This window comes from Bradyrhizobium sp. AUGA SZCCT0222 (assembly GCF_018130205.1).
GTDB lineage: Bacteria > Pseudomonadota > Alphaproteobacteria > Rhizobiales > Xanthobacteraceae > Bradyrhizobium.
Map to the genome: position 1 here is coordinate 119627 of NZ_JAFCLX010000006.1, position 26080 is coordinate 145706.

The 26080-nt window shown below is 61.8% G+C and carries 26 protein-coding genes and 1 tRNA gene; 15 read left to right on the forward strand and 12 right to left on the reverse strand.

Going from position 1 to position 26080, the window contains the following annotated elements; genetic code table 11:
* Window positions 1-40 precede the first annotated feature (40 nt).
* The 4 genes from JQ629_RS07270 (at window position 41) to JQ629_RS07285 (ending at window position 2582) form a co-directional block, all read left to right on the forward strand.
* Window positions 41-475, forward strand: a complete 435-nt coding sequence (locus JQ629_RS07270) for an acyl-CoA thioesterase (RefSeq protein ID WP_212412086.1) — start codon at window positions 41-43, stop codon at window positions 473-475.
* A 5-nt stretch (window positions 476-480) separates the two neighbouring features.
* A complete protein-coding gene (locus JQ629_RS07275; RefSeq protein WP_212412174.1) occupies window positions 481-960 on the forward strand; it encodes a PaaI family thioesterase in 480 nt (159 codons plus the stop codon).
* Window positions 961-1089: 129 nt separating this feature from the next.
* On the forward strand, window positions 1090-1875 hold the full coding sequence (locus tag JQ629_RS07280; RefSeq protein WP_212412175.1) for a sulfite exporter TauE/SafE family protein: 786 nt from the start codon (window positions 1090-1092) through the stop codon (window positions 1873-1875).
* A 29-nt stretch (window positions 1876-1904) separates the two neighbouring features.
* Window positions 1905-2582, forward strand: a complete 678-nt coding sequence (locus JQ629_RS07285; RefSeq protein ID WP_212412087.1) for a DsbA family protein — start codon at window positions 1905-1907, stop codon at window positions 2580-2582.
* A 68-nt stretch (window positions 2583-2650) separates the two neighbouring features.
* On the opposite strand, the gene JQ629_RS07290 is transcribed toward JQ629_RS07285, so the two are convergent.
* Entirely contained in the window at window positions 2651-2857 is a 207-nt protein-coding gene (locus tag JQ629_RS07290; protein ID WP_212270280.1) for a hypothetical protein, read from the reverse strand.
* 52 nt (window positions 2858-2909) lie between these two features.
* Window positions 2910-3797 (reverse strand): LysR family transcriptional regulator, encoded by an 888-nt coding sequence (locus JQ629_RS07295; RefSeq protein ID WP_212412088.1) that lies wholly within the window; start codon window positions 3795-3797, stop codon window positions 2910-2912.
* 119 nt (window positions 3798-3916) lie between these two features.
* On the opposite strand from JQ629_RS07295, the gene JQ629_RS07300 reads away from it, so the two are divergent.
* A complete protein-coding gene (locus tag JQ629_RS07300; RefSeq protein WP_212412089.1) occupies window positions 3917-4657 on the forward strand; it encodes an SDR family oxidoreductase in 741 nt (246 codons plus the stop codon).
* A gap of 148 nt (window positions 4658-4805) precedes the next feature.
* Here JQ629_RS07300 and JQ629_RS07305 read toward each other — a convergent pair whose 3' ends face one another.
* The 4 genes from JQ629_RS07305 to JQ629_RS07320 all read right to left on the reverse strand — a co-directional run bounded on the left by JQ629_RS07305 (window position 4806) and on the right by JQ629_RS07320 (window position 9875).
* Window positions 4806-5909: a carboxylesterase family protein gene (locus JQ629_RS07305; RefSeq protein WP_212412090.1), complete on the reverse strand. Its 1104-nt coding sequence runs from the start codon at window positions 5907-5909 to the stop codon at window positions 4806-4808.
* Between the two features lie 116 nt (window positions 5910-6025).
* Complete coding sequence (locus tag JQ629_RS07310; RefSeq protein ID WP_212392151.1) at window positions 6026-6997, reverse strand: S1C family serine protease; 972 nt, start codon at window positions 6995-6997, stop codon at window positions 6026-6028.
* A 167-nt stretch (window positions 6998-7164) separates the two neighbouring features.
* Complete coding sequence (locus tag JQ629_RS07315; RefSeq protein ID WP_212412091.1) at window positions 7165-8217, reverse strand: DUF2252 family protein; 1053 nt, start codon at window positions 8215-8217, stop codon at window positions 7165-7167.
* 140 nt (window positions 8218-8357) lie between these two features.
* Complete coding sequence (locus JQ629_RS07320; RefSeq protein ID WP_212412092.1) at window positions 8358-9875, reverse strand: AMP-binding protein; 1518 nt, start codon at window positions 9873-9875, stop codon at window positions 8358-8360.
* 547 nt (window positions 9876-10422) lie between these two features.
* Here JQ629_RS07320 and JQ629_RS07325 point away from each other — a divergent pair.
* Window positions 10423-11226, forward strand: coding sequence for a Crp/Fnr family transcriptional regulator (locus JQ629_RS07325; protein WP_212412093.1), 804 nt, complete (start codon window positions 10423-10425; stop codon window positions 11224-11226).
* A 14-nt stretch (window positions 11227-11240) separates the two neighbouring features.
* Here the strand turns inward: JQ629_RS07325 and JQ629_RS07330 are convergent, their stop codons facing one another.
* From JQ629_RS07330 to JQ629_RS37685, 3 genes are all read right to left on the reverse strand, one after another.
* Window positions 11241-11450, reverse strand: coding sequence for a hypothetical protein (locus tag JQ629_RS07330; RefSeq protein ID WP_212412094.1), 210 nt, complete (start codon window positions 11448-11450; stop codon window positions 11241-11243).
* 26 nt (window positions 11451-11476) lie between these two features.
* Entirely contained in the window at window positions 11477-11689 is a 213-nt protein-coding gene (locus JQ629_RS07335; RefSeq protein WP_212412095.1) for a hypothetical protein, read from the reverse strand.
* Between the two features lie 211 nt (window positions 11690-11900).
* Window positions 11901-12452, reverse strand: a complete 552-nt coding sequence (locus JQ629_RS37685) for a phasin family protein (protein ID WP_349631224.1) — start codon at window positions 12450-12452, stop codon at window positions 11901-11903.
* 378 nt (window positions 12453-12830) lie between these two features.
* Between JQ629_RS37685 and JQ629_RS07345 the strand changes: the two genes are divergently transcribed.
* Window positions 12831-13256 carry a YybH family protein gene (locus JQ629_RS07345; protein WP_212412096.1) on the forward strand — a complete coding sequence of 142 codons (426 nt, stop codon included), beginning with the start codon at window positions 12831-12833 and terminating at the stop codon, window positions 13254-13256.
* Between the two features lie 171 nt (window positions 13257-13427).
* Here the strand turns inward: JQ629_RS07345 and JQ629_RS07350 are convergent, their stop codons facing one another.
* On the reverse strand, window positions 13428-14024 hold the full coding sequence (locus JQ629_RS07350; RefSeq protein WP_212412097.1) for a cysteine dioxygenase family protein: 597 nt from the start codon (window positions 14022-14024) through the stop codon (window positions 13428-13430).
* A gap of 941 nt (window positions 14025-14965) precedes the next feature.
* Between JQ629_RS07350 and JQ629_RS07355 the strand changes: the two genes are divergently transcribed.
* From JQ629_RS07355 to JQ629_RS07375, 5 genes are all read left to right on the forward strand, one after another.
* On the forward strand, window positions 14966-16045 hold the full coding sequence (locus JQ629_RS07355; RefSeq protein ID WP_249134870.1) for an AI-2E family transporter: 1080 nt from the start codon (window positions 14966-14968) through the stop codon (window positions 16043-16045).
* Between the two features lie 112 nt (window positions 16046-16157).
* Window positions 16158-17291, forward strand: coding sequence for a patatin-like phospholipase family protein (locus JQ629_RS07360; RefSeq protein ID WP_502752546.1), 1134 nt, complete (start codon window positions 16158-16160; stop codon window positions 17289-17291).
* 57 nt (window positions 17292-17348) lie between these two features.
* Window positions 17349-17963: a hypothetical protein gene (locus tag JQ629_RS37695; RefSeq protein WP_349631227.1), complete on the forward strand. Its 615-nt coding sequence runs from the start codon at window positions 17349-17351 to the stop codon at window positions 17961-17963.
* A 90-nt stretch (window positions 17964-18053) separates the two neighbouring features.
* Window positions 18054-18296 carry a hypothetical protein gene (locus JQ629_RS07370; RefSeq protein WP_212263666.1) on the forward strand — a complete coding sequence of 81 codons (243 nt, stop codon included), beginning with the start codon at window positions 18054-18056 and terminating at the stop codon, window positions 18294-18296.
* 450 nt (window positions 18297-18746) lie between these two features.
* A complete protein-coding gene (locus JQ629_RS07375) occupies window positions 18747-18959 on the forward strand; it encodes a hypothetical protein (RefSeq protein WP_212388240.1) in 213 nt (70 codons plus the stop codon).
* Window positions 18960-19459: 500 nt separating this feature from the next.
* Here JQ629_RS07375 and JQ629_RS07380 read toward each other — a convergent pair.
* Window positions 19460-19553 (reverse strand) — tRNA-Ser (locus JQ629_RS07380).
* 982 nt (window positions 19554-20535) lie between these two features.
* Between JQ629_RS07380 and JQ629_RS07385 the strand changes: the two genes are divergently transcribed.
* Both JQ629_RS07385 and JQ629_RS07390 read left to right on the forward strand, forming a co-directional pair.
* On the forward strand, window positions 20536-22083 hold the full coding sequence (locus tag JQ629_RS07385) for a porin (protein WP_212412098.1): 1548 nt from the start codon (window positions 20536-20538) through the stop codon (window positions 22081-22083).
* A 224-nt stretch (window positions 22084-22307) separates the two neighbouring features.
* A complete protein-coding gene (locus tag JQ629_RS07390; protein ID WP_212412099.1) occupies window positions 22308-22574 on the forward strand; it encodes a DUF3551 domain-containing protein in 267 nt (88 codons plus the stop codon).
* 36 nt (window positions 22575-22610) lie between these two features.
* Here JQ629_RS07390 and JQ629_RS07395 read toward each other — a convergent pair whose 3' ends face one another.
* Window positions 22611-24764, reverse strand: coding sequence for a lytic transglycosylase domain-containing protein (locus JQ629_RS07395; RefSeq protein WP_212412178.1), 2154 nt, complete (start codon window positions 24762-24764; stop codon window positions 22611-22613).
* 385 nt (window positions 24765-25149) lie between these two features.
* Between JQ629_RS07395 and dapA the strand changes: the two genes are divergently transcribed.
* Window positions 25150-26040: a 4-hydroxy-tetrahydrodipicolinate synthase gene (gene dapA / locus JQ629_RS07400; protein WP_212038330.1), complete on the forward strand. Its 891-nt coding sequence runs from the start codon at window positions 25150-25152 to the stop codon at window positions 26038-26040.
* The last annotated feature ends 40 nt before the right edge of the window (window positions 26041-26080 follow it).

The following is a 26080-nucleotide window of genomic DNA, read 5'->3' on the forward strand; positions in this document are numbered from 1 at the left end:
AATCGAAAGCCGGCCAGAAACGATAAGCGGGAGCGAGACGATGGAGACGGACGCGACCTATCGCGGCACGGTCTATCCGTGGCAATGCGATCATGTCGGGCACATGAACATCATGTGGTACGTCGGCAAATTCGACGAGGCGAACTGGAATATGTTCGCAAGGCTCGGGCTGACGCCTTCCTATTTGCGCGAATCCGGCCGCGGCATGGCCGGCGTGCAGCAGAACATCAGCTACAAGCGCGAACTTTTCGCCGGTGATATCGTCGAAGTCAAAAGCCGGCTGCTGGAAATCCGCGACAAGTCGATTCGCTTCCTGCACGAGATGCGCAACGCCGAAACCGGCGAGATATCTGCGACCTGTGAAATCACCGCCGTGCACCTCGACCGGCAGGCCCACAAATCGATGCCGTTCGCGCCTGAGATCCGCAATACCGCGCTGAAGCATCTCAGCCCGGCTGAGGCGGTGCCGGCATGAGCAGCATGGCGCGCTTCGAGCCGAAAAACCCGGACTATCGTGAGATCGCGACCGATACGTTCGAGCGCCAGCACGCGATGCGTACGCTCGGGATTTCGATCGCGCGGCTGGAGCCGGGCGAGGTCGAACTCGCGATGGCCTATTCCGCTGAACTCACCCAGCAGAACGGTTTCGTGCATGCGGGTATCATCACAGCCGGGCTCGACAGCGCCTGCGGCATCGCCGCCTTCACGCTGATGCCTGTTGGCTCCGACATCCTGACCGTGGAGTTCAAGACCAATCTGCTGGCGCCCGCACGCGGCCAGCGCTTTGCCTTCCGTGCCAGCGTCGTCAAGCCGGGCCGTACGCTCACCGTGTGCGAAGGCCGCGCCTATGCCGAGCACGACGGCGTCGAGACGCTGGTCGCGACCATGACCGGGACGCTGATGGCGCTGCCGCGGCGCGCCAGCGCTCCGTTGCAGGACAAGGCCCTCGCGCCCGCCTGACGTCGGACATTGTCCGAAACAACGCCGGCGCGCGGGGAACGCTGTTGCAGTGCAGGTTTGTGCTGCAGCCATGGCAGTCCATAGAAATTTCTTCTATGGTCGCGCCGTGCACATGAGTCTTCCATCTTGATCATCTCCACGACGCAAAGCGTGCTGGGGCTGGCGTCGGGGATGCTGGTCGGGTTTTCGCTCGGCCTGGTAGGCGGCGGCGGTTCGATCCTGGCGGTGCCGCTGATGGTCTATGTGGTCGGCGTGCCCGAACCCCATGTCGCGATCGGCACCAGCGCCATCGCGGTCGCCGCCAACGCCGCGGTCAATCTGTCCAACCATGCGCGCGGCGGCACGGTGGTGTGGTCCTGCGCGCTGACATTTGCTGTCGCGGGGATGGCCGGGGCCTTCGGCGGCTCGATCCTCGGCAAGATGGTCGACGGTCAGAAACTGCTGGCGCTGTTTGCGCTGGTCATGATCGTAATCGCGCTGCTGATGCTGAAGACGCGGTCGCGGATCGGGCTGCCTGATGTCAAGATGTCGATGTCCAACATGCCGGCCATCGTCAGCCTTGGCCTCGCGACCGGAACGCTATCGGGCTTCTTCGGCATCGGCGGCGGCTTCCTGATCGTGCCGGCGTTGATGCTGGCGACGGGGATGCCGATCATGAACGCGGTCAGTTCCTCCCTGGTCGCCGTCACCGCGTTCGGCATGACCACCGCGGCAAGCTATGCTTGGTCCGGCCTCGTCTCCTGGGCGCTGGCGGGGTTGTTCGTCGCAGGCGGTATTACCGGCGGCTTGGCCGGCACCCGCGCCGCCCGTCACCTCGCCGAGCGGCGCGGCGCCCTCAACATTGTGTTCGCCGTGGTCATTATTGCGGTGGCGCTCTATATGCTGGCGCGTAACATATCCTCATCCTGGGCGTAGACAGGGGTGAGGCCGTCGCGAGAGCAGCAATGAACCAGCAGAACAAACCAGCCGCAACCAATCCGGGACCCAGCCGGCGCGAAGCGCTCGGCCTGATTGGCGCCGGCGCAGTCCTGCTCGGCACCGCGGCGATGCCACATCAGGCGTTGGCGCATGATGACGACGCGGTGCTGACCGAAGCGCTGGTGCTGCGCGACCCGGATATTCCCGCGGCCGGCAACCCCGACGGCGACATCAACATCGTCGAATGGTTCGACTATAATTGTCCCTATTGCCGCAAGATCGCGCCCGAGATCGCGCAGGTGGTGCAGGACGACGGCAAGGTCCGCCTGGTGCTGAAGGACTGGCCGATCCTCGGCGACGTTTCCAAGATCACGGCACGGATGGCGCTGGCCGCCAAGTATCAGGACAAGTTCATGCCGGCGCACGAGGCGATGATCGGCGTCAGTTCACGGTTGACCGAGGCGCGCGCCCGCGAGTTGCTCACTGAGAAGGGCATCGACATGGACCGCCTCAACCGCGACCTCACCACCAACGCCAAGGCGATCGACGCCATCCTCGCGCGCAACCACGCCCAGGCCGAAGCCTTCGGTTTCCGCGGCACGCCGTCCTTTATCGTCGGCAAGTTCCGCGTGCCGGGCATCCTGACCATGGCGGAGTTCGAAATGGTCATCAAGGACGCGCGGAAGGCGAAGGCCGCGAACTAAGCGCCAATAGAAAGGACGCCCTCGTCGGTGACGAGGACGCCCTGATTTGGTGGGAGTTGGTCGCGTGATTACTTCGACGCGATCCTGGTCCACTCCTCATGGGCGCGCGTTTTCAGCGCCTTCCAGTCGGTCGCAGCGACATCCCAGTTGACGATCGTGCGGTTGGCCTGCGCGACCTGACCGTTCGCCACGCTGGATGTGTTCATCGAATCATAGACGTAAACGCCGCAAACCAGCAGCAGCGCGCCCAAAATCATTCCAAAAAAAGTTCGCATGACGTCCTCCGATGATGCGCTGATAACGTGGACCGTGGAGGAAAGTTCCGCATCAAATGCGACCGAACGCCCGCATCACATACTCGATGAACACGCGCACGCGCGGCGAGAGCTGGCGGTTGCGCGGATAGAGCAGCGATACCGGCACCCATGGCGGCGGACAATCCGCCAGCACCTCTATCAACGTCCCGTTCGCCAGATCGGTCTCGGCGTGAAAGCGAGGCACTTGCACAAGCCCAAGGCCGAGCCGCGCTGTGGCGAGATAGCTTTCGGGTCCCGTCACCGACATCACCACCGGCAACGGGATCTCGCGCAGCGCATCGCCGATCATGAACTCCATCGGCCGCAACCGTCCCGTGGTGAGCGAGCGCAGTCCGATCATGTGATGACCATCGAGTGCGTCGGGATCGGTCGGCGTGCCGTAGCGCGCGAAATAATTTGGCGCGGCACAGGTCAATCGCTCCAGCACCACCACCTGCCGCGCGATCATGTCGCTGTCGGGAAGATGGCCGAAGCGCAGCACGCAGTCGACGCCTTCGCGGATCAGGTCGATCCAGCGATCGCTCTCGCTCATATTGATCTCGATGTCGGGGTATTGCGCGAAAAAGCCCGGCAGGTTCGGCAGCAGGAAGTGCCGCGCCAGCGTGCCCTGCACCTCGAGCCGCAACATTCCCTTCGGCCTGGCGCCGCCGAACGCGCCCTCGGCATCTTCGAGGTCGGCAATCAGGGAAAGGCAGCGCCGGTAATGCGCCTCGCCATCCAGCGTCGGGCGGACCTGCCGCGTGGTCCGCTCCAGCAGCCGCACGCCGAGACGCGCTTCCAGCGTCTTCACGGCGTCGGTCACGGTCGAGCGCGGCAGGCCGAGATCATCGGCCGCGAGCGAAAAACTGCGCCGCTCCACCACCCGCGTGAACACCCGCATTGCGTCGAATCGGTCCATGGAATTATTCGTGTTTTCCGGATAGTGATGCCAATAAAGGCATGATTATCCGGGAAGGGGAAGGCCATAGGTTTCTTCCATCAGCAGCGGCCAAGCCGCTCAATTGTGGGAGAGATAGAATGTCAAACGAAACCAATAAGGTAGCTATCGTAACCGGCGCTTCGCGCGGGATTGGCGCTGCGGTCGCCGAACGGCTCGCGGCCGACGGCTTCACCGTCGTCATCAACTATTCCGGCGATACCAAATCGGCCGAGGCGCTGGCCCGCAAGATCGAGGGCAGGGGTGGCCGGGCGCTGACCGCCAAGGCCGATGTCAGCGACGCGAGCGCGGTACGCGGCATGTTCGACGCGGCGGAAGCGGCGTTCGGCGGCGTCGACGTGCTGGTCAACAATGCCGGCATCATGAAGCTGGCAAAAATCGCCGACAGCGACGACGCGTTGTTCGACCAGCAGGTCGCGATCAATCTCAAGGGCAGTTTCAATGCGATGCGCGAAGCCGCCAGACGGCTGCGCGATGGCGGCCGCATCGTCAACTTCTCGACCAGCGTGGTCGGAACCCGGATCGAGACCTACGGCGTTTATGCCGCGACCAAGGCGGCGATCGAAACCATGACGGCGGTTTTGGCCAAGGAGCTGCGCGGCCGTTCGATCACCGTCAATGCCGTGGCGCCCGGACCGACCGCAACGGATCTGTTCCTCAAGGGCAAGACGCAGGAAATCATCGAGCGCTTTGCCAGGATGAATCCGCTGGAACGGCTCGGCAAACCCGAGGACATCGCGGCCAGCGTCGCCTTCCTCGCCGGTCCCGACGGCTCGTGGATCAACGGCCAAACCCTGCGCGCCAATGGCGGCATGGTCTGAGGCGGTCAAGCACGTCCCATCCGCGTCATTGCGAGCGTTAGCGAAGCAATCCATCGCGCCGCAAGTGGACAGATGGATTGCTTCGTCGCTATCGCTCCCTTGCACAAACGCCTCGCGTTTGTTGCAGGCAATGACGAAACATGGCGCCTCAGGCGCCGTCGGCCGATTTCCCGCGCAGCCAGGCCAGCATCGGCGCGTTGATCTCGCGCGGGTAGGTGTGGCTGAGATCGTCGATCTCGCGATAGGTCACGTTGGCGCCGGCAGCCGACAGCAATTGCCGGGTTTGCCGCGCCACTTGCACCGGAAACATCCAGTCGAGCTTGCCATGCACGAGGTGAATCGGCAGGCCGCGCAATCTCTCCGCATCCGCCATTTCAGCCATCAGCGGATGGAACGTCGCCGAGACCGGCGCGAGATGCGTGAAGGGCGAGGCGCTTTCGAGCCCGCTGACATAGCAGAAGGTGCCGCCGTCGCTCATGCCGGTCAGCAGCATTTTTGTCGCGTCGATATTCCAGCGTGAGCGCACCTGTTCGAGGATACGCATCAGGTTCGGCGTGTCGGTGTCTTCGCCCATCAATGCCCAGGTACTTTTGCTGCTTGAAGCATTTCCGGTCGCGGTCGGCGCGATCAGGATGGCGCCGTGGCTTCGCGCGTCGCGCAGCCAGCTCCACAGAAAACCGCGACCATTGCCGCTGCCGCCATGCAGCGCCATCACCAGCGGCCAGGCACGATCGGGCGTGTAATATTCCGGCACATAGAGCGAGAAGCCACCGCGGCTGCCGGGCTCGTTATGGTCGTGGAAAATGCCGGTGTTTTCGTTGGCCGGTTGCGCCAGCCGTGCGGCGAGATCGGCATCCTCGCGCAACGAAGGCTCGACAAAGAACTCGCTGACCGGCGGCAATTTTTCGACCAGCGCATAGAGCGCCTCCTGCGCGCGCGGCGAATAGCGCAGTGCCCGAAACACGCTGACCAGATCGCCATTGCCGTTCTGCACTTCGCGCAATCCTGCGAAGGCGGCCAGCGCCGCGTCGCTGGCGGTCTCGAGGGCGGTCCTGATCTCGCTGAATTCCGCGGGCCACTGCGAAAGCCGCGGGCGCACCGCGCGCAGCGCCTCGTCCGGCGTGCCGGCAGCTTCCATCACGCGGCCGAAATCCGGCGGGTTCAGATGGCGCGCGACAAAGCCGAGCGCTTCGAGCGACTGCAGCAGCGGCGGCAGCACGGCCACGATGTCGTCCACCACGGCCTCGCTCATCGCGCATTCCCTGCTTATTGGAGCTTTTGTTCGAGCGCAGCGTTCTCGGTGCGGTCTTCTTAGTGAAGCCTTCTTAGTGAAGCCTTCTTAGTGCAGTCTTGCTCAGTGAAGTCTTCTTAGTGAAGTCTTGGCGCCTTCAGCAGCTTGGCGCGTTCGACCGAGGTCAGCACCACGTCGAAAGTGACGCCCTCATGATAGACCGTGAGCGGCACGTCGACGCCGGCAGGCCCCAGCGACCAGAGTTTTCGGTAGAAGCCGGTCTGGCTGGTGATCTTGTCGCCGTTGATCGCGAGGATGACGTCGCCGGTCTTGATTTCGGCGCGCGCCGCGGGACCCTTGCCGGCGACGCCGACCACCACGATGCGGTTGTCGATCTCGGTCGAAAACATCCCGAGCCATGGCCGCGCCGGCTTGTTGACGCGGCCGAACTTGCGCAGATCGTCGAGCACCGGCTTCAACAGGTCGATCGGCACGATCATGTTGACGTGTTCGGCCTTGCCCTCGCGCTCGCGTTCGAGCTGCAGCGAGCCGATGCCGATCAGCTCGCCCCGGCCAGAGATCAGCCCGGTGCCGCCCCAGTTTGGATGCGCGGGGTGGGTGAAGAGCGCTTCATCCAGCAGATATTCCCAATAGCCGGCGAATTCCTGCTTGGCCGCGATCTGGCTCGCAACCGATCGCGTGCGGCCGCCGGCGCCGCCGAGCACGACGCGGTCGCCGACCCTTGTGATGGCGGAAGAGCCGAGCGGCAGCGGCTCGATGTCGAGACGCCCGAGCGCCTGCACCAGGCCGAAGCCGGATTCGAAGTCGAAGCCGAGCGGATGGCCCTGCATCACGCGGCCGTCGCCCAGATGCAGCCACACGGTCTCGGCCTCGGTGATGAGATAGCCGATGGTCAGCACCAGGCCGTCGTCGATCAGCACGCCATTGCCGGCGCGCTCGGTGCCGAGCGTTTCCGCGCTGAAGGCGTCGGCGGGGATAATCGAATGCAGCCCGACCACCGAGGCCAGTGCGCGGTCGAGATCAAAGCTGTAATCGCCCGGGCGCGGCTGGTTGGCCGGCGGCACTTTCCATTCGGTCAAAGAGGGCATGAAGGGTCTCCCGTACGGTTGCGCGTCGCTTAACCAACGCCGCGCAACCCGAATAGATCATGGTCCTGTCAGCGGCAGCCTTTGCTGGATTATATCAGCGAAACGGCCGCGGATCGAGATCGCGGATCGAACGCGGGTTTGCGATCCGTGCATCGACGGAACGCGCGTCAGCTCCGCCATTCCCGATAATCGCGCTTGACTTTGTCGGCCGCCACCGCTGCGGCGGCGTTCAGCCAGCCGCGCGGGCGTCTGTCCAGGTCGGCCTTCAGCGTCTTGACCGGCACTTTGCCTGCCGCGTGGATTGACGCGAGGTCGAATCCCATCGCCTCCAGAATATTGACCTTGATCTTCGAGCCTCCAATGTCGGCGAGTTCGATCTTGCGGGAATCGGCGGCGATGCGCCGGAAAATGAACTTACCGTTCACTTTGAGAAACGGATCCGGTGCCCGGAATTCGCCATTCGCCAGGGCACGGAAATGCGACGCTTTGGATTTTCTGTCATTGGCCCAGGTCCAGGCCGATGGTACCAGCGCCTTCGCCTCGCGCAGGACATGTCCACCACGCCAGAACGCGACGGCCACATAGCGTGGCCGCCCGAGGCTGCCGCCGCCGGCGACGCGCGAACGGAGGTGGATGCGTTTTGCACCCTTCGGCAGGCTCGCAACCAGGGCCCTGGCAACCTTGCGCGGCGGGCTCGCCTTTGGATAATCGGCAACCTCTTTCCAGAATTTTTTTGCTTTTTTCTCGGTGTCGGCGGCATAGGGGCGCAGCCAGGTTTCGCCTTCGTCGAGCAATGCCGGCTGAGGTCGGGCCAGACCCGCCTGGTATCCCTTCAACAGCGCCTTGGCGGCGGCCTGATTGCGGACCCCGAGCCGTGGCGCAAGGTAGATGCTGGTGGCAAGCCGGACCAAGTCAAGCACATAGGGCATCACGGCTGCTTCGTCGAAATCGTTGACGCCCCAGACCAGGCGTCCGTCGGCGTCGCGCCAGGTGCCGAAATTCTCCAGGTGCATGTCGCCGATCGAAAGCACTTGCGGCGCGTCCATCAATTCCGGACACCAGTCGCCGATTTTTCTGGCCCAGCGGAAATAGGTCGCCCGCAGGAAGATAAAAGGGCTTTCTTTCATCCGCTCGTGCTTGCGGGCGATGTCTTTTTTGACGACGCGGCACTGCCTGGCCAGCCAGGCTTCGTAAGCCTTGTTGTCGCTGCGGAAAGACATTGCAGATCCTCATGCGGTGCGGCCGGCGACCGGCACGTCAATCGGATCATCCTACCTCAGGATGTCTTGATTTAGAACATCGCGAAAAACGAGAGGTGGCTTTCTTGACACTTCAGGCGGTCGCGCTGTTCAGTCCGCCCTCACTCCGCCTTGGCCCGCGCCCGCGCGGGCAATATCCGGAACGCGCGATTCTCCTTCAGCCAGGCGGCGCGTTCGTCGCGCAGCAGGGTGCGGCGGACCTTGCCGGAATCATCGCGCAGGCCGAAATTGACCACTTCAAAACTTTCCGGGTGCTTGTAGCGGCTGAGCAGGTCGGAGAGGAAATCGCCCATGCCGTCGGCGACCGATTGCGCGTCGGTGTCGGGCCCAAGTTCCAGGATTGCGTGCACGCGCTGGCCGAATTCCGGATCGGGCAGGCCGACCGCAACGCAGGAGCGAACTTTAGGATGCGCTGATACCGCAGCCTCGATTTCGGCCGGGTAGATGTTGGCGCCGCCGCGCAGGATCATGTCGGCGAGCCGGTCGCCGAGATACAGATAGCCGTCGGCGTCCAGCCTTCCGATATCGCCGAGCGATTCCCAGCCGTCGGCGCGGCGCTTTGGTTCGGCGCCGAGATAATGATAGCTGCTGCCGGCGCCGTCATTGGGCAGGAAATAGATTTCACCGGTCTCGCCGGTGGCGACCTCGTTGCCGTCCTCGCCGATGATGCGCAGGCGGGAGGTTTCGGCGATCTTGCCGACCGATCCCCTGTGTTCGAGCCATTCGACACCCGAAATGATGCATGCGCCCTGCGCTTCGGTGCCGCCATAGAGCTCATAGATGCGCTCGGGCCCGAGCCATTCGATCCATTTTTCCTTCAGCCATGGCGGCATCGGCGCCGCCATGTGAAACACGATTTGCAGGCTCGACAGATCGTAGCGGCTCCGCACCTCGCCCGGCAGCGCCCAGATCCGGTGCATCATGGTCGGCACGAAATTGACCCACTGCACCCGGCTCTCTTCGATCAGGCGCAAGCTTTCCTCGGCATCGAACTTGACGAGGCCGGTGACGCGCCCGCCATGGAACAGCGCGGTGTGCGAAACAATGAAGGGCGCGTTGTGATAGAGTGGGCCGGGGTTGAGCAGGGAAGCGCCGAGCGGCATGCCGAGCGCGGCGGGGCCTGCGGTATCGATCACGGCGGGCCGGTGGTCGAGGATCACCTTCGGCCGGCCGGTCGAGCCGCCAGAGGTCATCGCCTTCCAGTAGCGCGCCACCGGGTTGTCGATCGGATCTCCGGAAAAGCCGTCCGGCATGAAATCAATCGGTAGGGCATTTGGCGCATTCCAGTCCGGCTGACCGCCGACGACAAGCGAAGGCTTGAGAATTTCCAGCACCGCAGCGGCCTCGCCCCGCGGCAACCGCCAGGTCAGCGAGGTCGGCGTCGCGCCGCATTTCCATACCGCAAACGTGGTCTCGAAGAACGCGTTGCTGTTGGGCAGGCCGATGGCGACGAAATCGCCGGGCTTGACCCCCTTGGCGGCAAAAGCGCGGGCGCGGGCGTTGGCATTGCGCTCCAGCTGCTCCCAGCTCAGCGTCTCAGCGCCATGGCTGACCGCGATCGTGTCTTTCGGTTTGCGCTCGGCATACCAGCGCGGCACGTCGGCAAGGGGGATCAGCATGGGGAGTTTCCATTGCGGGGCGTCTTGATGCCGCTCTTGTGTTTCGTATCAGGCGGCTACGGCCACCGCTGGCACTTCGCCAACAGGAGACATTGTCACTCAAGACGGGCGCGGCGTCCATATTGCCGCAGATATCCCCGATCGCGAGCGTTCACCTCATTGCGCGGCTCGGGCGCCTGACCGCCGACGGCTTCCGTTCACGGACATTCCCGGGGTTCACCGTCATGTCTCAAAAGTGCTACCTGCCGATATCGCAATGGGCTCGCGCACCGATAGGTCGCGTCCGCTTCCATCGTGTGCCGTGCGCCGGAATTGGAACCACGCGTTCCGCATTACTACGGTGCTACGCATGCGCATTTTATTGTTGCGTCCGTCGCATTTGCATCTAACTCTTTGCGATGCTGCGAGCAGAAATCCACATCGCGGCCGACGGTTAGAGTTTTTTGTTGGGAGCAAATTTTTTGTCGAGAGTAACAGCGTACCAGGGTGAGTTTGATCTGTTGGCAAGATCGCCGTTTCGCGACGCTCCAGATGAGGAAGGCCGCGAATGTCTCATCGCGGGCTTCCTTCAGTGAAGCCTCTGGGCGGAACTGGTAACCGCCTTCTTGCAGCGCTGGCGCCGTCGGACCTCGACCTGCTGGGGCCCGTGCTGGAGACGGTCGCGCTCGCTCCGGACGAGGTCATTTCGCGAGCGGGTGACCCGATCGAGGATGTCTTTTTCCCTCATAGCGGCGCCATCTCGCTGATGATCGACATGGCGGACGGACAGACGGTTGCCACCGCCGCAGTCGGGCGCGAGGGAGCAATAGGCATTCTTTCAGTGCTCGGGCCGTCACCTTCGGCTGTTACCGCGGTCGTTCGCGCGGCGGGCATCGCCTCGCGGATTCCTGCATCGCGCTTTCACGCCGCTTTCAATCGGTCTCCGGCGATCCGGCACCAGGTCCAGAATCACGTCAGGGCGATGCTGGTACAGTTCCAACTCGGCTCGGCCTGCAATGCGCTGCACCCGGTCGAAGCCCGCATGGCGCGCTGGCTGCTGCAGTTTCGCGACCGCATCGACCACGACGTGCTCCCGCTCACCCAACAGGCGTTGTCGCAAATCCTTGGTGTGCGACGAACGACGGTGACGCTCTTGATGGGCAAACTGCGCGCTTCCGGAGCGATCAGGTCCGATCAACGAGGCCGGATCGAGATCGACCGATCGCGGCTCGCGGCGGCATCGTGCGAATGCCACGGCACCATGCGTCTCGAAGTCGAGGAGATCTTTTCGTCGAATACGGCCCGATCACGTGCGGCAGTTCCGCCCGTTGGTGTGCGCATCCCGGAAATTGAATCGGGCGATGTCGTGTGAGCGCGACCGCCGATCTATCCGCGCTGCGACTGGCCGTTGTGTCGTTTCTTCCCGTTGCGTCGTTTTTTCTTCGCCTCGAGCTTCGCAAGCTCGCGCAGCACCTTCGCTGTCTGGCGCAGCTCGTTGCGCGCGGGGCCCGGCTTTAGCCGTCGCGCTTCTTCAAGAAAGTCCCTGGCCTGCAGCAGCCAGGTCGACGTTTCAGTTGAGATTTCCATGCGCGCCATGGTGTCCCCCATTGCGCTAGCGACGATCAGGCGCTGGAGCCCGCGCCGAGACGCCGCGTCCGGATGCTCGGCTCGTGGACCCAGGCTTCCCGCGCGAACCAGTCGTGATAGGTGCTGCAGATCGGGCAATGCGTGCGCGAGAAGAACACCGCGCTGCGTCTAAAGCTCTCGCGATCGATCTTGATGCCGGTGGGGATCGCGCGTCCGCTTTGCGGACATTTCACCATAACCATACCCATGTTTCCCTCCCTTGAAATGGTACTTGCTGTCTTTGCAGCAAAGCACCGGCCGGTTGGATTGCGCCTCTTGTCGGTGCGGTGACTGGGGGGGCATAGCGCACCTGTGCCTTTGTTTGATCGAGCATGGGGTGGGCATGCTCGTTGCGGGGCTTAATCCAACCGGCCGGATCCCTCCTGAACGAATCCTCTATGTGAATGGAGCGCCGTTTTTTTAGCCGGCTTTGTGAAGAATCTTGGTGAAGTGATCTCTGATCGGCTCACCCGTTTCCGTCGCAAGCTTCTGGGCAAGGGCCAGCAATTCCTTGTTCTGGCCGGATGCGGCGTCGAAGGTCTTGCGCGCCTGCGACGCAGACAAGGTAAAGACATCCGAAACGGACTTGCTGCCCAGCAGATTGACGAAGAAATCGATCGCGGAGGCGGCATTGGCGTTCGAGATTTCGAGCACCTTGAGCCCGTAGTCGGTGGTGCTTCTGGCGTTGCTCGAATAGCTCTCGCGCAGCGCTTCCGTCATCGCATCTGACGCGACCTTCATCTTTTCGAAACCTTCCCGCGCGCGGGCAAGACCCTGCTCGGCCAACTCGAAGCTCACGCCAGGCAACGCGATCTTCGGGAGTTCCAACATCGGCATCCCGAATACATTCGTTCCGTTCGGTAGAACTTTCCCGTTCGGTAGAACTTTCGTTTCGCTTTCACTCACTGCGGAATCACCTTTCTCAAGCGAAAGCCCTTTCCCGAGACGCTCGCTTGCGTCACGAGAGCTCACGCTCCGTGTTCGATCTGCTTTTTTTGATGAGCTTCAATCCAGCCCCGCACCACTGTGCCCTGCGAAAACGGGGCGGTCGGTTCGATTTGCGACTCTCGATTAAAATTTTTTCGATGATGTCAATTCACACCATCGTATATAGGTATGGTTAACGGGGATGATGTTGTGAATTGAGTGGACACTGCGAGGCGCGGGCTTTCGTTCCGTTTCCGCCGCTGTCCTGGGCGGCCGCGTCGCCCAGGGGTAACCCAATAGGGCGCGTCTCAGGGGCATGCCCGTGCGGTAAAATTGCTGCCGATCGGCATGCACGCAGTATCGGAGCGGAGACCGAGATGCGCGAACCGACCGGGGAATTGCATTCAACAAATGGAGCTGATCATGAGCAGGATGGCACAGGTGATTGCATTCGTGCTGGCGTTGATCGGACCTGCGTCGGCACAGAAGGCGGAAATCGAGGCGACAAACGCCAAATGGATCGAATTCTTCAACAAGGCGGATTTCGCCGGGATCGCATCATTCTACACCGCTGATGCCATCGCACTTCCGCCCGGTGCTGCGATGGTGCAGGGACGAGCGGCGATCGAGGCAATGTGGAAAAGCATGGCCGAACAAGTTGGCGATCCGAAACTCACAGTGCTGGACGTCAAGCCGCTCGGCCCCTCTGCGGCACGCGAGATCGGGAATTTCAGCCTGAAGACGAAGGGCCCGACGCCACAGGAAGTGAGCGGGAAGTATGTTGTAGTCTGGGAAAAGGTCGGAAATGACTGGAAAATGACGACCGATATCTGGAACGATGGCAAGTAGGCTCCTCGCGGTTGTTGGCTGACAACACTCCGCTCGTGATGCTTTGGCTCGCCGCTGCAATCATGTTGGTCAGGTCATCCTGGCCCGCGACGGTAACGCTGGCACTCCAGGTCCCATTACCGCTCGGTTATGGCTCGGCAATCCGGGTCCGAACGTGCCAGAAGCGGAACTCTAACTTATTCTTCGTTTGGTCAGGACCTGCGTCCGCGCGTACCCGTCGTCGGCGACCCTGATCACGTAGGGCTTCTCGAGTTTGCGCTCTACATCAAACTCGGAGCGTCCAGTGTAGTTGATGTGCCGGCCGTAAGTGTGCAGCGACATCGAGATGCCTGTTCCAACGTTCCGGACGCTATGTATGTGTTCAGGATAACAACAGGCAGTGTCACCAACGGTCATCACTTGTTCACCGCTGCGTTTCAGGTCGGCATAGCCGGGCTTACCACCGTCATCGCGCCGGTCGTAGTTGATCTCTTGTTCCTGGCCTTCGATACCGACCACCACGGCCCAGGTTTTGTGGTTGTGCGGGGTGGTGCCGCGGTTAGGCAGCCACGATACCAGGAAAACGGCCAGATCGTGATTGGGCTCTTCATGGAGCATGTGAACGCCGAAGCCTTGCTCGGCATCGCATTCACGATATTCGGGGCGGCGTAGTTCCGGCGATTGCGCAAATTTCTTGGCGAGCGGTACGACTAGGTCCGTGATTTCAACTGGATCAGAATGCTGAGCAGTAATCTCGCGCAGGTCACGCACATACTGGTCGAGGGTCATTGCATCTACCTCCAGGGTTTCAAGGCGTTGCAATCCGGACGAAGTTTACGACGTTGGCTGCGAAACTCAATGTCTGCTCCGGGTCCAAAAGCCTGCATCTTCGCGCGGACACCCTGTGCGGGATACCTCTGTGTTGCCCGACGGGCAAATCAGTTCCGGTTTTCAGAAATCGTGTCAAGCCCTAGAATAAAAAATATTTCTGTTTACCAGAATGAAAATCAGGTGCATATGTTTGGCCATCCCGTCCCACTCAGAGGGCGTCGGCCGTCGTCACGGACGTTGGACGGGTTGCGGTGGACGCTGATGTCGCGAAGACGTAACGCGACAAAAGCGTACGGCAAAACCGTGTGGTCCTGGCGCCCGTTGCTGGCGTCAAGCCGTCGGCTAAGCGCAAGCTGAACCGGTGGTGACGGAGTCAACCAAGAACTCGTCTCCGGGGAGAGCACGGCATAAGCCGTAAAGCCATTGCGCAGGGAAGGCCGGGTGTTCTCCGCTGCCCTGTATGCTCGTGTGCACTTTGTTTTGTGCAAACCGCACGCGAGACCGCGGGTGCAGCGCGCACCCGGTCTTCCCTGCGCCCTCTCATTGGAGAGGGCGAAAAATGACGTAAAACTCGGGCATCGCATGCCGCGAGAACGTAGAACCTCGCGTCATCAGAGCGGGCGTCAGCGCCGATACTGCAGAGCAATGATGACAACAGACTCCCGGAGTGGCAGTGTTGGTGGCAATAGCGGCGTATGCGGTCAGGTCCATGGCAGCTCAATAAGGTTACGCCAAGCCGCCGATGATCCGGATCATTTTGATATCTGCGGAGCTCTTCTCGCTCGCCAATAGCTGGGCCAAATTCTACCAGGTGGACACCCACCGAAAGCCCGTTGCGATGAAGGATGAGTTCTAGCAAGCTGTCACAAGGAATGCAGCAAACTCCGTGGGATGTCCGTTTGAACGAAGATCACAAAATCGATTTCGAACGGCTCAATTCGACAATCATTGGATTGGCAATTCGACTGGCGTTTTTGGGCGCCATTTTATTTTTGGCGTTATCGATCGTTCGTCCGTTCCTGGAGACCATCGCCTGGAGCGTCGTGCTGGCCGTAGCGCTGTATCCGTTTTTTGATTGGATGGCGAATGTCCTCGGTGGACGTCGGAAATTGGCGGCAGCACTCATCACGATCCTGCTTCTCCTGATCGTATTTGGGCCTGTAACCTGGCTTGGTCTGGATCTGGTCGAAGTTCCGCGCATGATTTACGCGCGCCTCGACTCCGGCGCGATATCCGTTCCTGCACCGGACGAGAACGTAAAAAAGTGGCCCTTGATCGGCGAGCCGGTGTTTCAGTTTTGGGAGCTTGCATCGACCAATCTGACCGGAGCGCTTGCTAAAGTCGCTCCCCATCTTAAGCCGGTTGGGGGCACCTTGCTTGTTGCAGCCGGGAGCGTTGGAGCCGCGATCCTTCAATTCCTGGCCTCGGTAATCGTAGCGGGATTTCTGCTTTCACCGGGTCCGATGCTGGTGGAAGCCGTTGCCACCTTCTTGCATCGGCGTGTGTCGCAACGCGGCAGCGAATTCATGCAATTGGCCGGCGCAACCATTCGGAACGTATCCCAGGGGGTCATCGGCGTTTCACTCCTGCAGGCGCTGCTCGCGGGTATCGGGCTCATGGCGGTAGGGGTGCCCGGCGCAAGCCTGATTGCATTCGGCGTTCTCATCCTGGGGATCATTCAAATTGGCCCAACCGTGATCATAATTCCGGTTGTGATCTGGGCGTGGATGACAAAGGAGACAGCTACGGCGCTGATCTTCACGGCCTATATCGTGCCCGTAAATCTGATCGATAACGTTCTCAGGCCGATCATATTCACCCGCGGCCTGAAGACGCCGATGCTGGTGATCATTGTCGGCGTCATCGGAGGCACTCTGTCGAATGGCATCATCGGCCTTTTCGTCGGTCCGATCGTGCTGGCCGTCGTCTGGGATTTGCTGGTCGCTTTCGTCCGAGATGGCGATGCCAAGTCAGCCTAGCCAAGTCAGCCTAACCAAGTCAGCCTGGCTCATTTGTGCAAGGGTACCCGAGGGCAGGCGGGCCCCGATCGCGCAGGGAGCACAGACCTGCCACTGCAGGGGAGGTCCGATCATGGGTACCGAGCCGAGTCCGGAAGCCAAACAATTTCGGGTCGAACGTTCGCGCTTTGAGCAAACCGTTCTGTTGCTGCAGGGCGGCGGCGCACTCGGCTCGTATCAGGCCGGCGTCTACCAGGCGCTCGCTGAGGCCAATTTGCATCCGGACTGGGTTGCCGGTATTTCGATTGGCGCGGTGAATGCGGCGTTGATTGCCGGCAATCCGCCAGAGAAGCGCGTCGAAAGGCTGCGGGAGTTCTGGGAGGCCGTGAGCACGCCGCCGCTGGGCGTGCCTTATCTCAAATCGGTCGACATCAAAGACGATTTCACCCATCGCCTGGTCAATCAAACGCGGGCGCTCGGCATCATGATGTTCGGCGCGCCACATTTCTTCACGCCCCGTCCGCTCTCGCCGGTGTTCTGGCCGTCACCAGATGCCGACCAACTCAGTTTTTATGACGTCGCTCCGCTGAAGGCGACGCTCGAGCGCCTGGTGGACTTCGACCGGCTCAACGCCGGCGCCATGCGCTTCAGCGTCGGCGCGGTGAACGTCAAGACCGCGAATTTCGCCTATTTCGGCACCACGACCCATCGTATCGGTCCCGCGCACATCATCGCCAGCGGTTCGCTGCCGCCCGGCTTCCCGGCCACCGCGATCGACGGCGAATTTTATTGGGACGGTGGGCTCGTTTCCAACACGCCGCTGCAGTGGATTCTCGACAGTCGGCCGCGGCTGGACACGCTGGCCTTCCGGATCGATCTGTGGACACGGCAAGTTGCCGCGCAATCTGGGCGAAGCCGACGTGCGGCAGAAGGAAATCCAGTTCTCCAGCCGCACGCGTGCGGCGACCGATCAGTACAAGCGGGCGCAGAAGCTCCGCATCGCCTTCGCCAGTGTCCCCCGGCTGTGATCATCGTTAAGAAAAAGGGGGCCCCAGGATGGGCCCCCTCAATTTCGAGCCTAGTTGTAATCCGAATATTTGAACTGCGGCATCGCCTTGAGCTGCTCCTTGGTGCCGCTCATCACGGCATGATCGGGTACCCAATCATTGGCGCCGGCCGTGCGCGCGGGGGCCGTCGACGTTGTCGTGTTCGCCGGGGCTGTGGCTGCACCGGTAGTGCTATCACGCGTCGTCGCCGGAGCGGTTGAGGCGGTCCGGGCGGGCTCTTCCATGAACTTCAACTTGTCCATGGAAACGGCGATGTCGTGCTCGCCCATTCCCAGGAAGCCGCCGACGCCGATAACGACAGCACTAACCTTGCCGTTTTTGTCCAGGATGATTTCGTTGACATCACCCAACTTTTCATTGGCTTCATTGTAGACGTCGAGGCCCATGAGCTTCGACGCGCGCCAGTTTCCCTTGAGCATCATCTTGGTGTTGGAAGCCGCCGGGCTGGTGGTCGCGGCCGGGGCAGCGCGATCAGCAGGCTGAGCGGTCTGGGCATAAGCCGGGGTGCTAATTACGGCAACACTCAAAAGAGCGGCAGTGACGAGAGTCTTCATTTCATCCTCCAGTGTTTAAACAGTTCTTGGAGAACAGAACAGAAGATCAAATGTTCCAGCGGGCCAGAGGAAGCCGACAGCCCGCCGCACACGACGTGGCGGGGCGGTCGCCGTGCCGCGGCTTGCTCACTAGACCAGGAACAAGTGGCAATTGGGCAGGTTAGACCCTGTGATCGGCAGGGTTTTCTTTGCCCGGCGTTTTTTGATTTGCGGCGGCTCATTCAAAATCAGTGGCCGCGGAACGATTGGTACTCGCACTCGTTTGCGTTCGTTATCAACCGATGGGATGGCAGCACCCAGCGTGCGGCTTTCGACTGATCCGAACGCCAGGAACTTATCCTCGCTTCCCCGCTTTTCCCTGCAAGGTATCGTTCAGGCCTTTGACCTGTTGGCCGCAGGACGTCGACAATGGAGAGCACTTTAGTCAGGCGCGACCAGTTCAATATCACTCCGCAAGGCATCGTGCATAAGCCGACCGACGCAGCCTTCACGCCATATCCGGGCGATCCCTTTTCGGGAATCGAACGCTCAGGTCAACTCGCAAACAGACATCCGAATGGAAGCGGCTTCAGGGCTGAGGACGTAAGGCGGATGATGCGCGAGCTTTGGGCTGAATACGTCACGAGCAATCCGCAACTGTTTAACCTATGAGACGTCCGCGGGCCGGGCGGGATCGAGGTCGTCAAGGCGGCGAGCTGACGACGACGCTGGTTGCTGCCGCGGCGAAGCCTCAAAAAAGAACGGCCTCAGCGCACGGGGGGAAGCGCGCTGAAGCCGTTTAGGGGTCCTATGTCCGTGTCTATCAGACGCGGGATAACGCCAAGAATTGCCACTTGTTCCCGGACATAGGGAAGAAAGATTGCAGCATCCTGGTGAGCCGAAGCAGCACTTTCAGCCGCTTGAGCCATTCCTGTAAAGTTTTGCGCCCGGAACAAGATATAAGGCTGGCTATCCCCCGGACCGAGGCGCAGACGCGATGATTATTCGCAGCGTTGTTTTCGCATCGTGTTGCTAACCCTGACTTGAGCCTGCCGGAGATCTCATCCGGCGGGTTTTTTCGTTGGCGGTTTCCGGCGACGTGCGATTGCCGGCTCAGTTGCGATGCGGCTCAAAGGCCTGCCCGAGCCGCTCCACTTCGAGGCTGGCGCAAAACAGCGCGAACAGACATCCCGCCAAAATCACGCCGCGCCTGACGGCGAGCAGAATGTCGATGCCGCGATCAAGCTCGGGGAGGTGCCTGAAGACGGCGATGCCGAACAGCGCGCCGCCGAAGATGAAACTGAGCTTACCCAGAAACAGGAAGAACGTGATTGAGAATCAGGTTCGAACGCCGAAACGGAATCGGAACGCGGCGCATCACGGCACCAGAACGCGATTTGCATCACGCATAGAAGGCTGAAGGAGATGAGATCGGACCAGCCGTCACGCGGCAGCTGCTCGCCGGGATTGATTGCGACCTGCCTGAACTCAGGCATTGCCTGCCAGATGAAAGTGATCGTCCCCAATATCTGGATGGCAGGCAGCAGCAGATAGAGGGCGGATTTGCGAGGCTCGTTGTTCGCGTTCATCCGGGGTGATGATATCCGTCAATCAGTGCCGGTCTAAGACTGGCGCATGATCGTTTTTTACGGATGCAAGTGTGTTGTCGAAGCAAGAGCAAGGCGGCGAGGGGAGAACGTTCGAACCAGCCTGCCGTTGCCGTTTCGCAGCTATGGGGCGGCACCCGCCTTCGCTTGGGCTTCACCGCGGCACGCCGCGCCGAAGCGTAAGCGAAGGCGGGTGGCCTGCCACCCGAAGCCCGTCAGGGCGAAGGGTGGCGGAGCCGGAGGGATTCGAACCCTCGATAGGGCTTTACAACCCTATAACGGTTTAGCAAACCGCCGCCTTCAGCCACTCGGCCACAGCTCCGTAAGGGCGGATATGCCCGACGCGGGGGCGGGCCGCAAGCGGCAGATTCAGGTTACGCCGGGGCCATTTAGCGACGCTGCCGCCTCCCGGCACGGCTGGTACGCCAATTCGCATCTAGCGGCGCCGGTTTGAGAGGCTTCCTTGAGGGCTTCGGCAGCTCCCATGCGGCCAGGCGGTCAGCCGGCGTCCGTTCAATAAAGCCGGCTTTGGGATCATTTCGCGCGCGCCCTGGCTTTGACGTCTTCAAAATGCGGGATCCGTTGATTCAGGCGACACGCTGTCAGCGATTCGGCGCCACCCACCGCGGATTCGGATGAGGCGGGTTGCCCGCAAAGGTAAAGGCGCGTTTCGGCCGCCAGGTAATAGGGACTTTTGCAATCCTGGGGCGGGAGCTGTTCGTGGCCGCACCCGTTCCGGTAATGCGACACCCGCGGCCCCTGAGCCTTTATATGGCTGCGATGGATATATGGCGGCGAACGGGCATTACGGCGGTCGTTTCGCCGATCCTCGTTTCACCACGGGTGTGACGGTCTGACGGGGATTCGGTGATTTCGGGTGCTCGATTCGACGCTGCGACATGCCCGAGGAGGGAAAACCGCCCCCCGGCCGGCCGCCAGCAACAATTCAGGAGGCAAATGGAACTTTTAAAAAATGTCTATTTGAAACAATTAGTTACGGAGAAAGTCCGATCACGTCCGCGTGTTATTTGTGCAACACCCTCTGGAAAAGGCGCTGAGTCATGCGTCTGGAAGCGGTTCCTTTGTTGCGTGTGCAGAAGTCCTCGGTAATTGTGATCACGCGACGGAGGGGGGCATCCCGAGGTCGTCCCGTTAGGTGGTTCGCTTAAGTCCCTCGCGTTCATGCGGGAGTGTCCGAAGGCGCGAAGCGACTAAGCGGGTTTCAGGGATTAAGGGAACCAACCTTAGGGTGTTTGCACCCGGCGGATCCGGAACCTTCCCTACAGAGCAACTTGGAGGTTATCATGAAGATGGTTAAGAGCCTTATCCTCGGCTCAGCGGCGGGTCTGATCGCCATGAGTGGAGCACAGGCTGCCGATCTTCCCGTCAAGGCCAAAGCGGTCGAGTACGTGAGGATCTGCTCCCTGTACGGTGCTGGTTTCTATTACATCCCCGGCACGGACACCTGCATCAAGCTGGGTGGTTATCTGCGCGTTGAAGTGGCGCTCAACAGCCCCGGCCCCTTCGCCGGTGCTTACGCGACACAGGCGGGCGCTCAAAATCGCCTGTCGAACTATTATACCGCTCGTTCCCGCCAGGACCTGAACATTGATACGCGTACCGCGACCGAATACGGCGTCGTCCGCACCTACTTCGATGCGACGTTCTCCTGGACGTCGGGTCAGTACGCCGGTAACGGCGTCGGCGGCACGTTCTACTCTGGTGCTGCCCAGGCCGGCGGCTTCGGTGGCGTTGGCAACCCGTCTGACGGCGGTCTCTCGGGCGGTTCGCTCGGCGTCTACCATGCGTTCATCCAGTTCGCTGGGTTCACGATGGGTAAGACGATCTCGCAGTTCGACGCTCCCTGGAACAACTACCCGGGCAACAACTTCGACGGTCTCGTCGGCGGCAGCGGCATGGTCACTGGTGTGAACCAGTTCACCTACACCGCTCAGTTCGGCAACGGCATCTCGGGCACCGTGTCGCTCCAGGATCAGACTGCCTACTCGCAGGCTTCTGTGCTTAACACGAGCGCAGGCCTCGTCGCCCCCGCGACCTTCATTGGTGGCGGCTACGGCGCCAACGACATTGGCGGTTCAAGGGTTCCGGACATCATCGGCGTGCTCAAGGCCGACCAGGCTTGGGGTATGGTCCAGTTGTCGGCAGTGGGGCATAACATTCATGCTGCTTACTACGGTGGCACTGAACCCACCGGTCATCCCAGCGACACGTGGGGCTGGGCTGTCCAGGGTGCCTTGCAGATCAAGAACATCCCGACCGGTCCTGGCGACACGATCAACGTCCAGGCGGTCTATACCGACGGTGCGAGCCGCTATAACTTCCAGAACCTTGCTCCGCAGGGCTTCGCGATGTACGGCGGCACCAACGTGCCGGGCGCGTACCAGAGCGTTGGCCTCGCAGCAGTGGCTGACGGGATCTTCGGTTTGGGAACCAGCATTTCCAAGGTTCAGACCTGGGGTATGCGCGGTGCCTTCAACCACAACTGGGATCCCTACTGGAGTTCGTCACTCTACGGAGCTTACGCCCAGCTTAAGTATGGTAACGGCGGAACTGCTCTGCTCTGCGGCCCCGGTGGCGCTCTGACAGGCGTCGTGGGCATTACCAACTGCAACCCGGACTTCAACGTCGCCCAGATTGGTGTCATCACCCGCTGGACGCCTGTGAAGGGCCTGACCTTCTCGGCGGATGTTCTCTACACCCATCTCGACCAGAAGTTCGCTGGAACGGTTACGCCGGCAGCCCAGGCTGGTATCGCGAAGCCGGCAGCTACCTACGAGCTGAAGGATCAGAACACCGTCAGCATGCTGCTCCGCGCTCAGCGCAACTGGTAATCCAGTTCGTCTGATCAACGTCTAAGCGAGCCCCCGGCGGGAAACTGCCGGGGGCTTTGCTTTGTTCGGCAAGACATTGCGCGAGGTTTGCTCGCGCCACGACAAGTTGACGCGAGCATCGAGTGGCGCGATCGGGTGCCTGATGTAGGGTGCCGGTCGGTCGGATGTTACCGGAAGCCATTTCCCGGGCTTCAAGAAAGACCACCGTTCAGAGGTGACACACGATGCGTTGTTTGTTCTCGATCGCCGTCGCGCTTTCTGCTGCCGTTTCGACCGGCATCACGACGGCTTCAGCCCAGGCACGGGACTATCCGTTCTGCATCAAGGGCGCCAATTACGTTAGCTCGGTCGGGGATTGCAGTTTCGATACCTACCAGCAGTGTCTGGACACCGCGTCGGGCCGCTACGCCTTTTGCGACCGCAATCCCTACTTTGCCCAAACGAGCAAACCGAAAGTTGCGAAACGGAGGATTCGGAGCGGGCAGCAGTAGGCAAGACCGCCCCGGGGCCACGCTCGTGCGACGGCGCTACTCGACGCTGGAGCCGCGCCGCAAATCGGCTTCGATCTGAAGCCTGGTCCCGCCGCCGAACCGCGCGCGGTAGACCTGCAGGTTCTCCATGATCCGCTGCACGTAGTTTCGCGTTTCGGAGAACGGTATCTGCTCGACCCAGTCGACCGCGTCGACCTTGGGATCGCGCGGATCGCCATAGCGCTCGATCCATTTTTTGACGCTGCCGCGGCCGGCATTGTAGGCCGCGAAGGTCAGGATGTAGGAGCCGCGATAGTCCTCGAGCAAGCCGCCGAGCTCGGCGGCGCCCATTGCGGCGTTGTAGACCGGATCGGTCTTCATCCGGTTGAGGTCGAAGCTGACGCCGGCACGCTTGGCGACATAGCGCCCGGCATCCGGCGTTACCTGCATCAGTCCGTAGGCCTGCGCCGGGGAGACCACGGCCTGGTTGAAGGCGCTTTCCTGCCGGCAGATGGCATAGACGATGCTCTGCTCGACCTCCGGCCCGATCGACTTGAACGGCGGGATGCCGTTGACGGGATAGGCGTAGTGGTCGAACGGCAGTCCGCGATTGAGGGCGGCCTTGCCGAGCAACAGCATGCCCCGGGCATCGGTGTAGCGCGCGGTCAGTTCGCCGAGCCCGGCCAGCGCGTCAGGATCGCCATTCTCGCCCATGTCGCCGAAAATCGGGATGGCGAGCTCGCGCTCCTGAAGCTCGTAAAGCAATTGTACCGCGCGCACGATCTCGAGCCGCTCGGCGCCGCGCCCGCGGGGGACGCCGTTCAGTTCGATCTGCGGCAATCCAAGTTTGGCGCGCGCCAGCTGGCCGTAATAGCTGGTCGACTGTTCGGCAGCCCTTGTGTAGGCGGCGCGGGCCTCCTGGGCGCGGCCGGCAGCTTCCGCCGCGCGGCCTTGCCAATAGCCGGCGCGGGCCAGCGCGGTCGGGTTCACGCTGCCGACGCCGATCCGCGCGAAATGCTGGGCGGCTACCGCAGGGTCTTTGAGGAAGCGCAGCGCAATCCAGCCGGCGGTGAATTCCTGCTCGGTCTTGTAGATGTCGCGTGAGGGCAGGGCGGCGTCCCGCGCGATCAGATAGGCGTTGCGATGTTCGCCGACGTCCATCATCTTGCGCGCCAGGAGCCGCCGCTCGATCCACCATTCGTTGAGATTGTGCAGGCGGCCCGGATCCTTCGGCGCGCTCAGCATCAACTGGGCGGCCTCATTGAATTTCTCATCGCGGCGCTGCAGCTGGATCTTGCTGAACAGATAGCCGGGATCGCCGTGCAGCTCGCGCGGCACCGCATCGAGCAGCGACTTGCTGTTGGAGGCCTTCTTGTTGGCGGCGATGCGCGCCTTGGCCAAGGCCATGTGGCCCGCACCCAGCCGCTTCGCGGCGCGCAGGCCGCCGGCTTCCTGCTCGGTGCCATAGAGCAGAAAATCCATCCGCGCCTTGTGATCGCCGGCCGTCAGCAAGGCGCCGAACAGGTCGAGTGCGGCGTTTTCGGTGTCCTCGGTCATGCCGTCGTGCCGCCAGGCATCGCGGACCAGGCGTTCGGCGTTGGCGCGATCGCCGCGTCCGATCATCACCCGCGCCAGCGCGAACTTGCCCTTGGCCGAGATCGGCGATTCGTTTTCGAACCACGACCAGACGGTGGCGTCGTCGCGGCGGTCGTCCCACAGCGCGGCCTCGATGCGCCGGCGCAGGAAGGTCTGCGAGGGCCAGCTTGGATTGGCCGAGACGAAAGCGCGATAGCGCTCGACCGAAGCGCCATTGTCGTCGCTGCGCAGGATCACCCATTCCGCAAGCTTGCGGGCGACCGGATCTGAAATCGTGGCCTGCGCCTGCGTCGCATCCCCCGGTTTGCGCTTTCGAACGAGCTCGATGACGTTCTCCAGGGCGTCCTTGTCGGACTGCGAGGTCGACGACGTCGCGGCGACCGCGGCAGCGGTCGCGGGCTTACGCGCCGCGGGCACGGCGGCGTGCTGGCGCGTCGCAGGCGCCAGCACCGGTGCTGGAAGTGGCGCGGCGGGAGCTGTCGTTGCGGGCGCAGAGTGCTGTGTCGGGATTGCAGCCGTCGGGTTTGCAGGTGAGGTCTTGGGGACCACGTTGCGGGCGATCGGACGCGGCTTCGGCAGTGGAACCTTCGGCTGGGCCCAGGCATCCACCGACATTGCGGATAGCCCCAGCACCAGCCCTGTCGCCAGTGCGGTCGATCGCAATGCGGCTGCGCGGACGGAGCGGGTCACGGATTTCCTCTGCGGCGGCGAATCACTCAATCGCTCAAGCCTTAGGTCTATTTGATTGAATATGTGGACAAAATGCTAAAAACGTCGCGGCCGGGGGTGTTTGCGCCAACACCACGGCAAAATCGCGGCTACCGCGTTTTCGAGCCTTCCGGATTCGATCCGGGAACGCTTGCGCCTTGCGGCCGGAAAACGCGTCAAAAACAAAGGCCTGTGGTCATATCCTTCGGCCCTTTCGCCAGATCGCCAGACCCGATATGAATTGGCTGGTCATTTTTAGCCGTGCCGTCACGAACGCGTTGGGAGGAAATCCATGGCAGCCAAGACAAAATTCCAAGGATCCTTCACCGCCTTGGTCACGCCATTCAAGAACGGTTCGCTCGACGAGGCGGCGTTCCGCGGTCTCGTCAGCTGGCAAATCGAGCAGGGTTCGCACGGTCTCGTTCCCGTCGGCACGACAGGCGAAAGCCCGACGCTGAGCCATGCCGAGCATCACCGCGTGGTCGAGATCTGTATCGAGGAGGCAAAGGGGCGCGTGCCTGTGATCGCCGGCGCGGGCTCGAACTCCACGCGCGAGGCCGTCGATCTGGCTGTCCACGCCGAGAAGGCCGGCGCCGATGCCGTGCTGGTGGTAACGCCCTATTACAACAAGCCGACCCAGGAAGGGATGTATCAGCACTTCAAGGCGGTGAATGACGCGATCGGCATCCCGATCATCATCTACAACATCCCGCCGCGCTCCGTCGTCGATATGTCCGTCGAGACCATGACCCGGTTGTTCGAACTGAAGAACATCGCCGGCGTCAAGGACGCCACCGCCAATCTCGCGCGGGTGTCGCAGCAGCGCCATGCGATGGGACCGGATTTTATCCAGCTGTCCGGTGAGGACATGACGGCGCTGGCCTACATGGCGGCGGGCGGACATGGTTGCATTTCGGTGGTCGCCAACGTGGCGCCGAAACTGTGCGCCGAGCTGATGACGGCCGTCCTGAAGGGCGATTTCGCCACCGGACTGAAGCTCCAGGACCGGTTGACGCCGCTGCACGATGCCGTCTTCAAGGAGCCGGGCCTCGCGGGCGCCAAGCATGGCCTCAAGCTGTTGGGACGGCTGGAAGAAGAAGTGCGTCTGCCGCTGATGAATGTGACGCCGCCAACCGGCAAGGTGATCCGCGACGCCATGGTCCATGCCGGCCTGATCAACTGAAGCCGGCCTCTCACTTCGCCTGATGCACGAAGGAAACCGA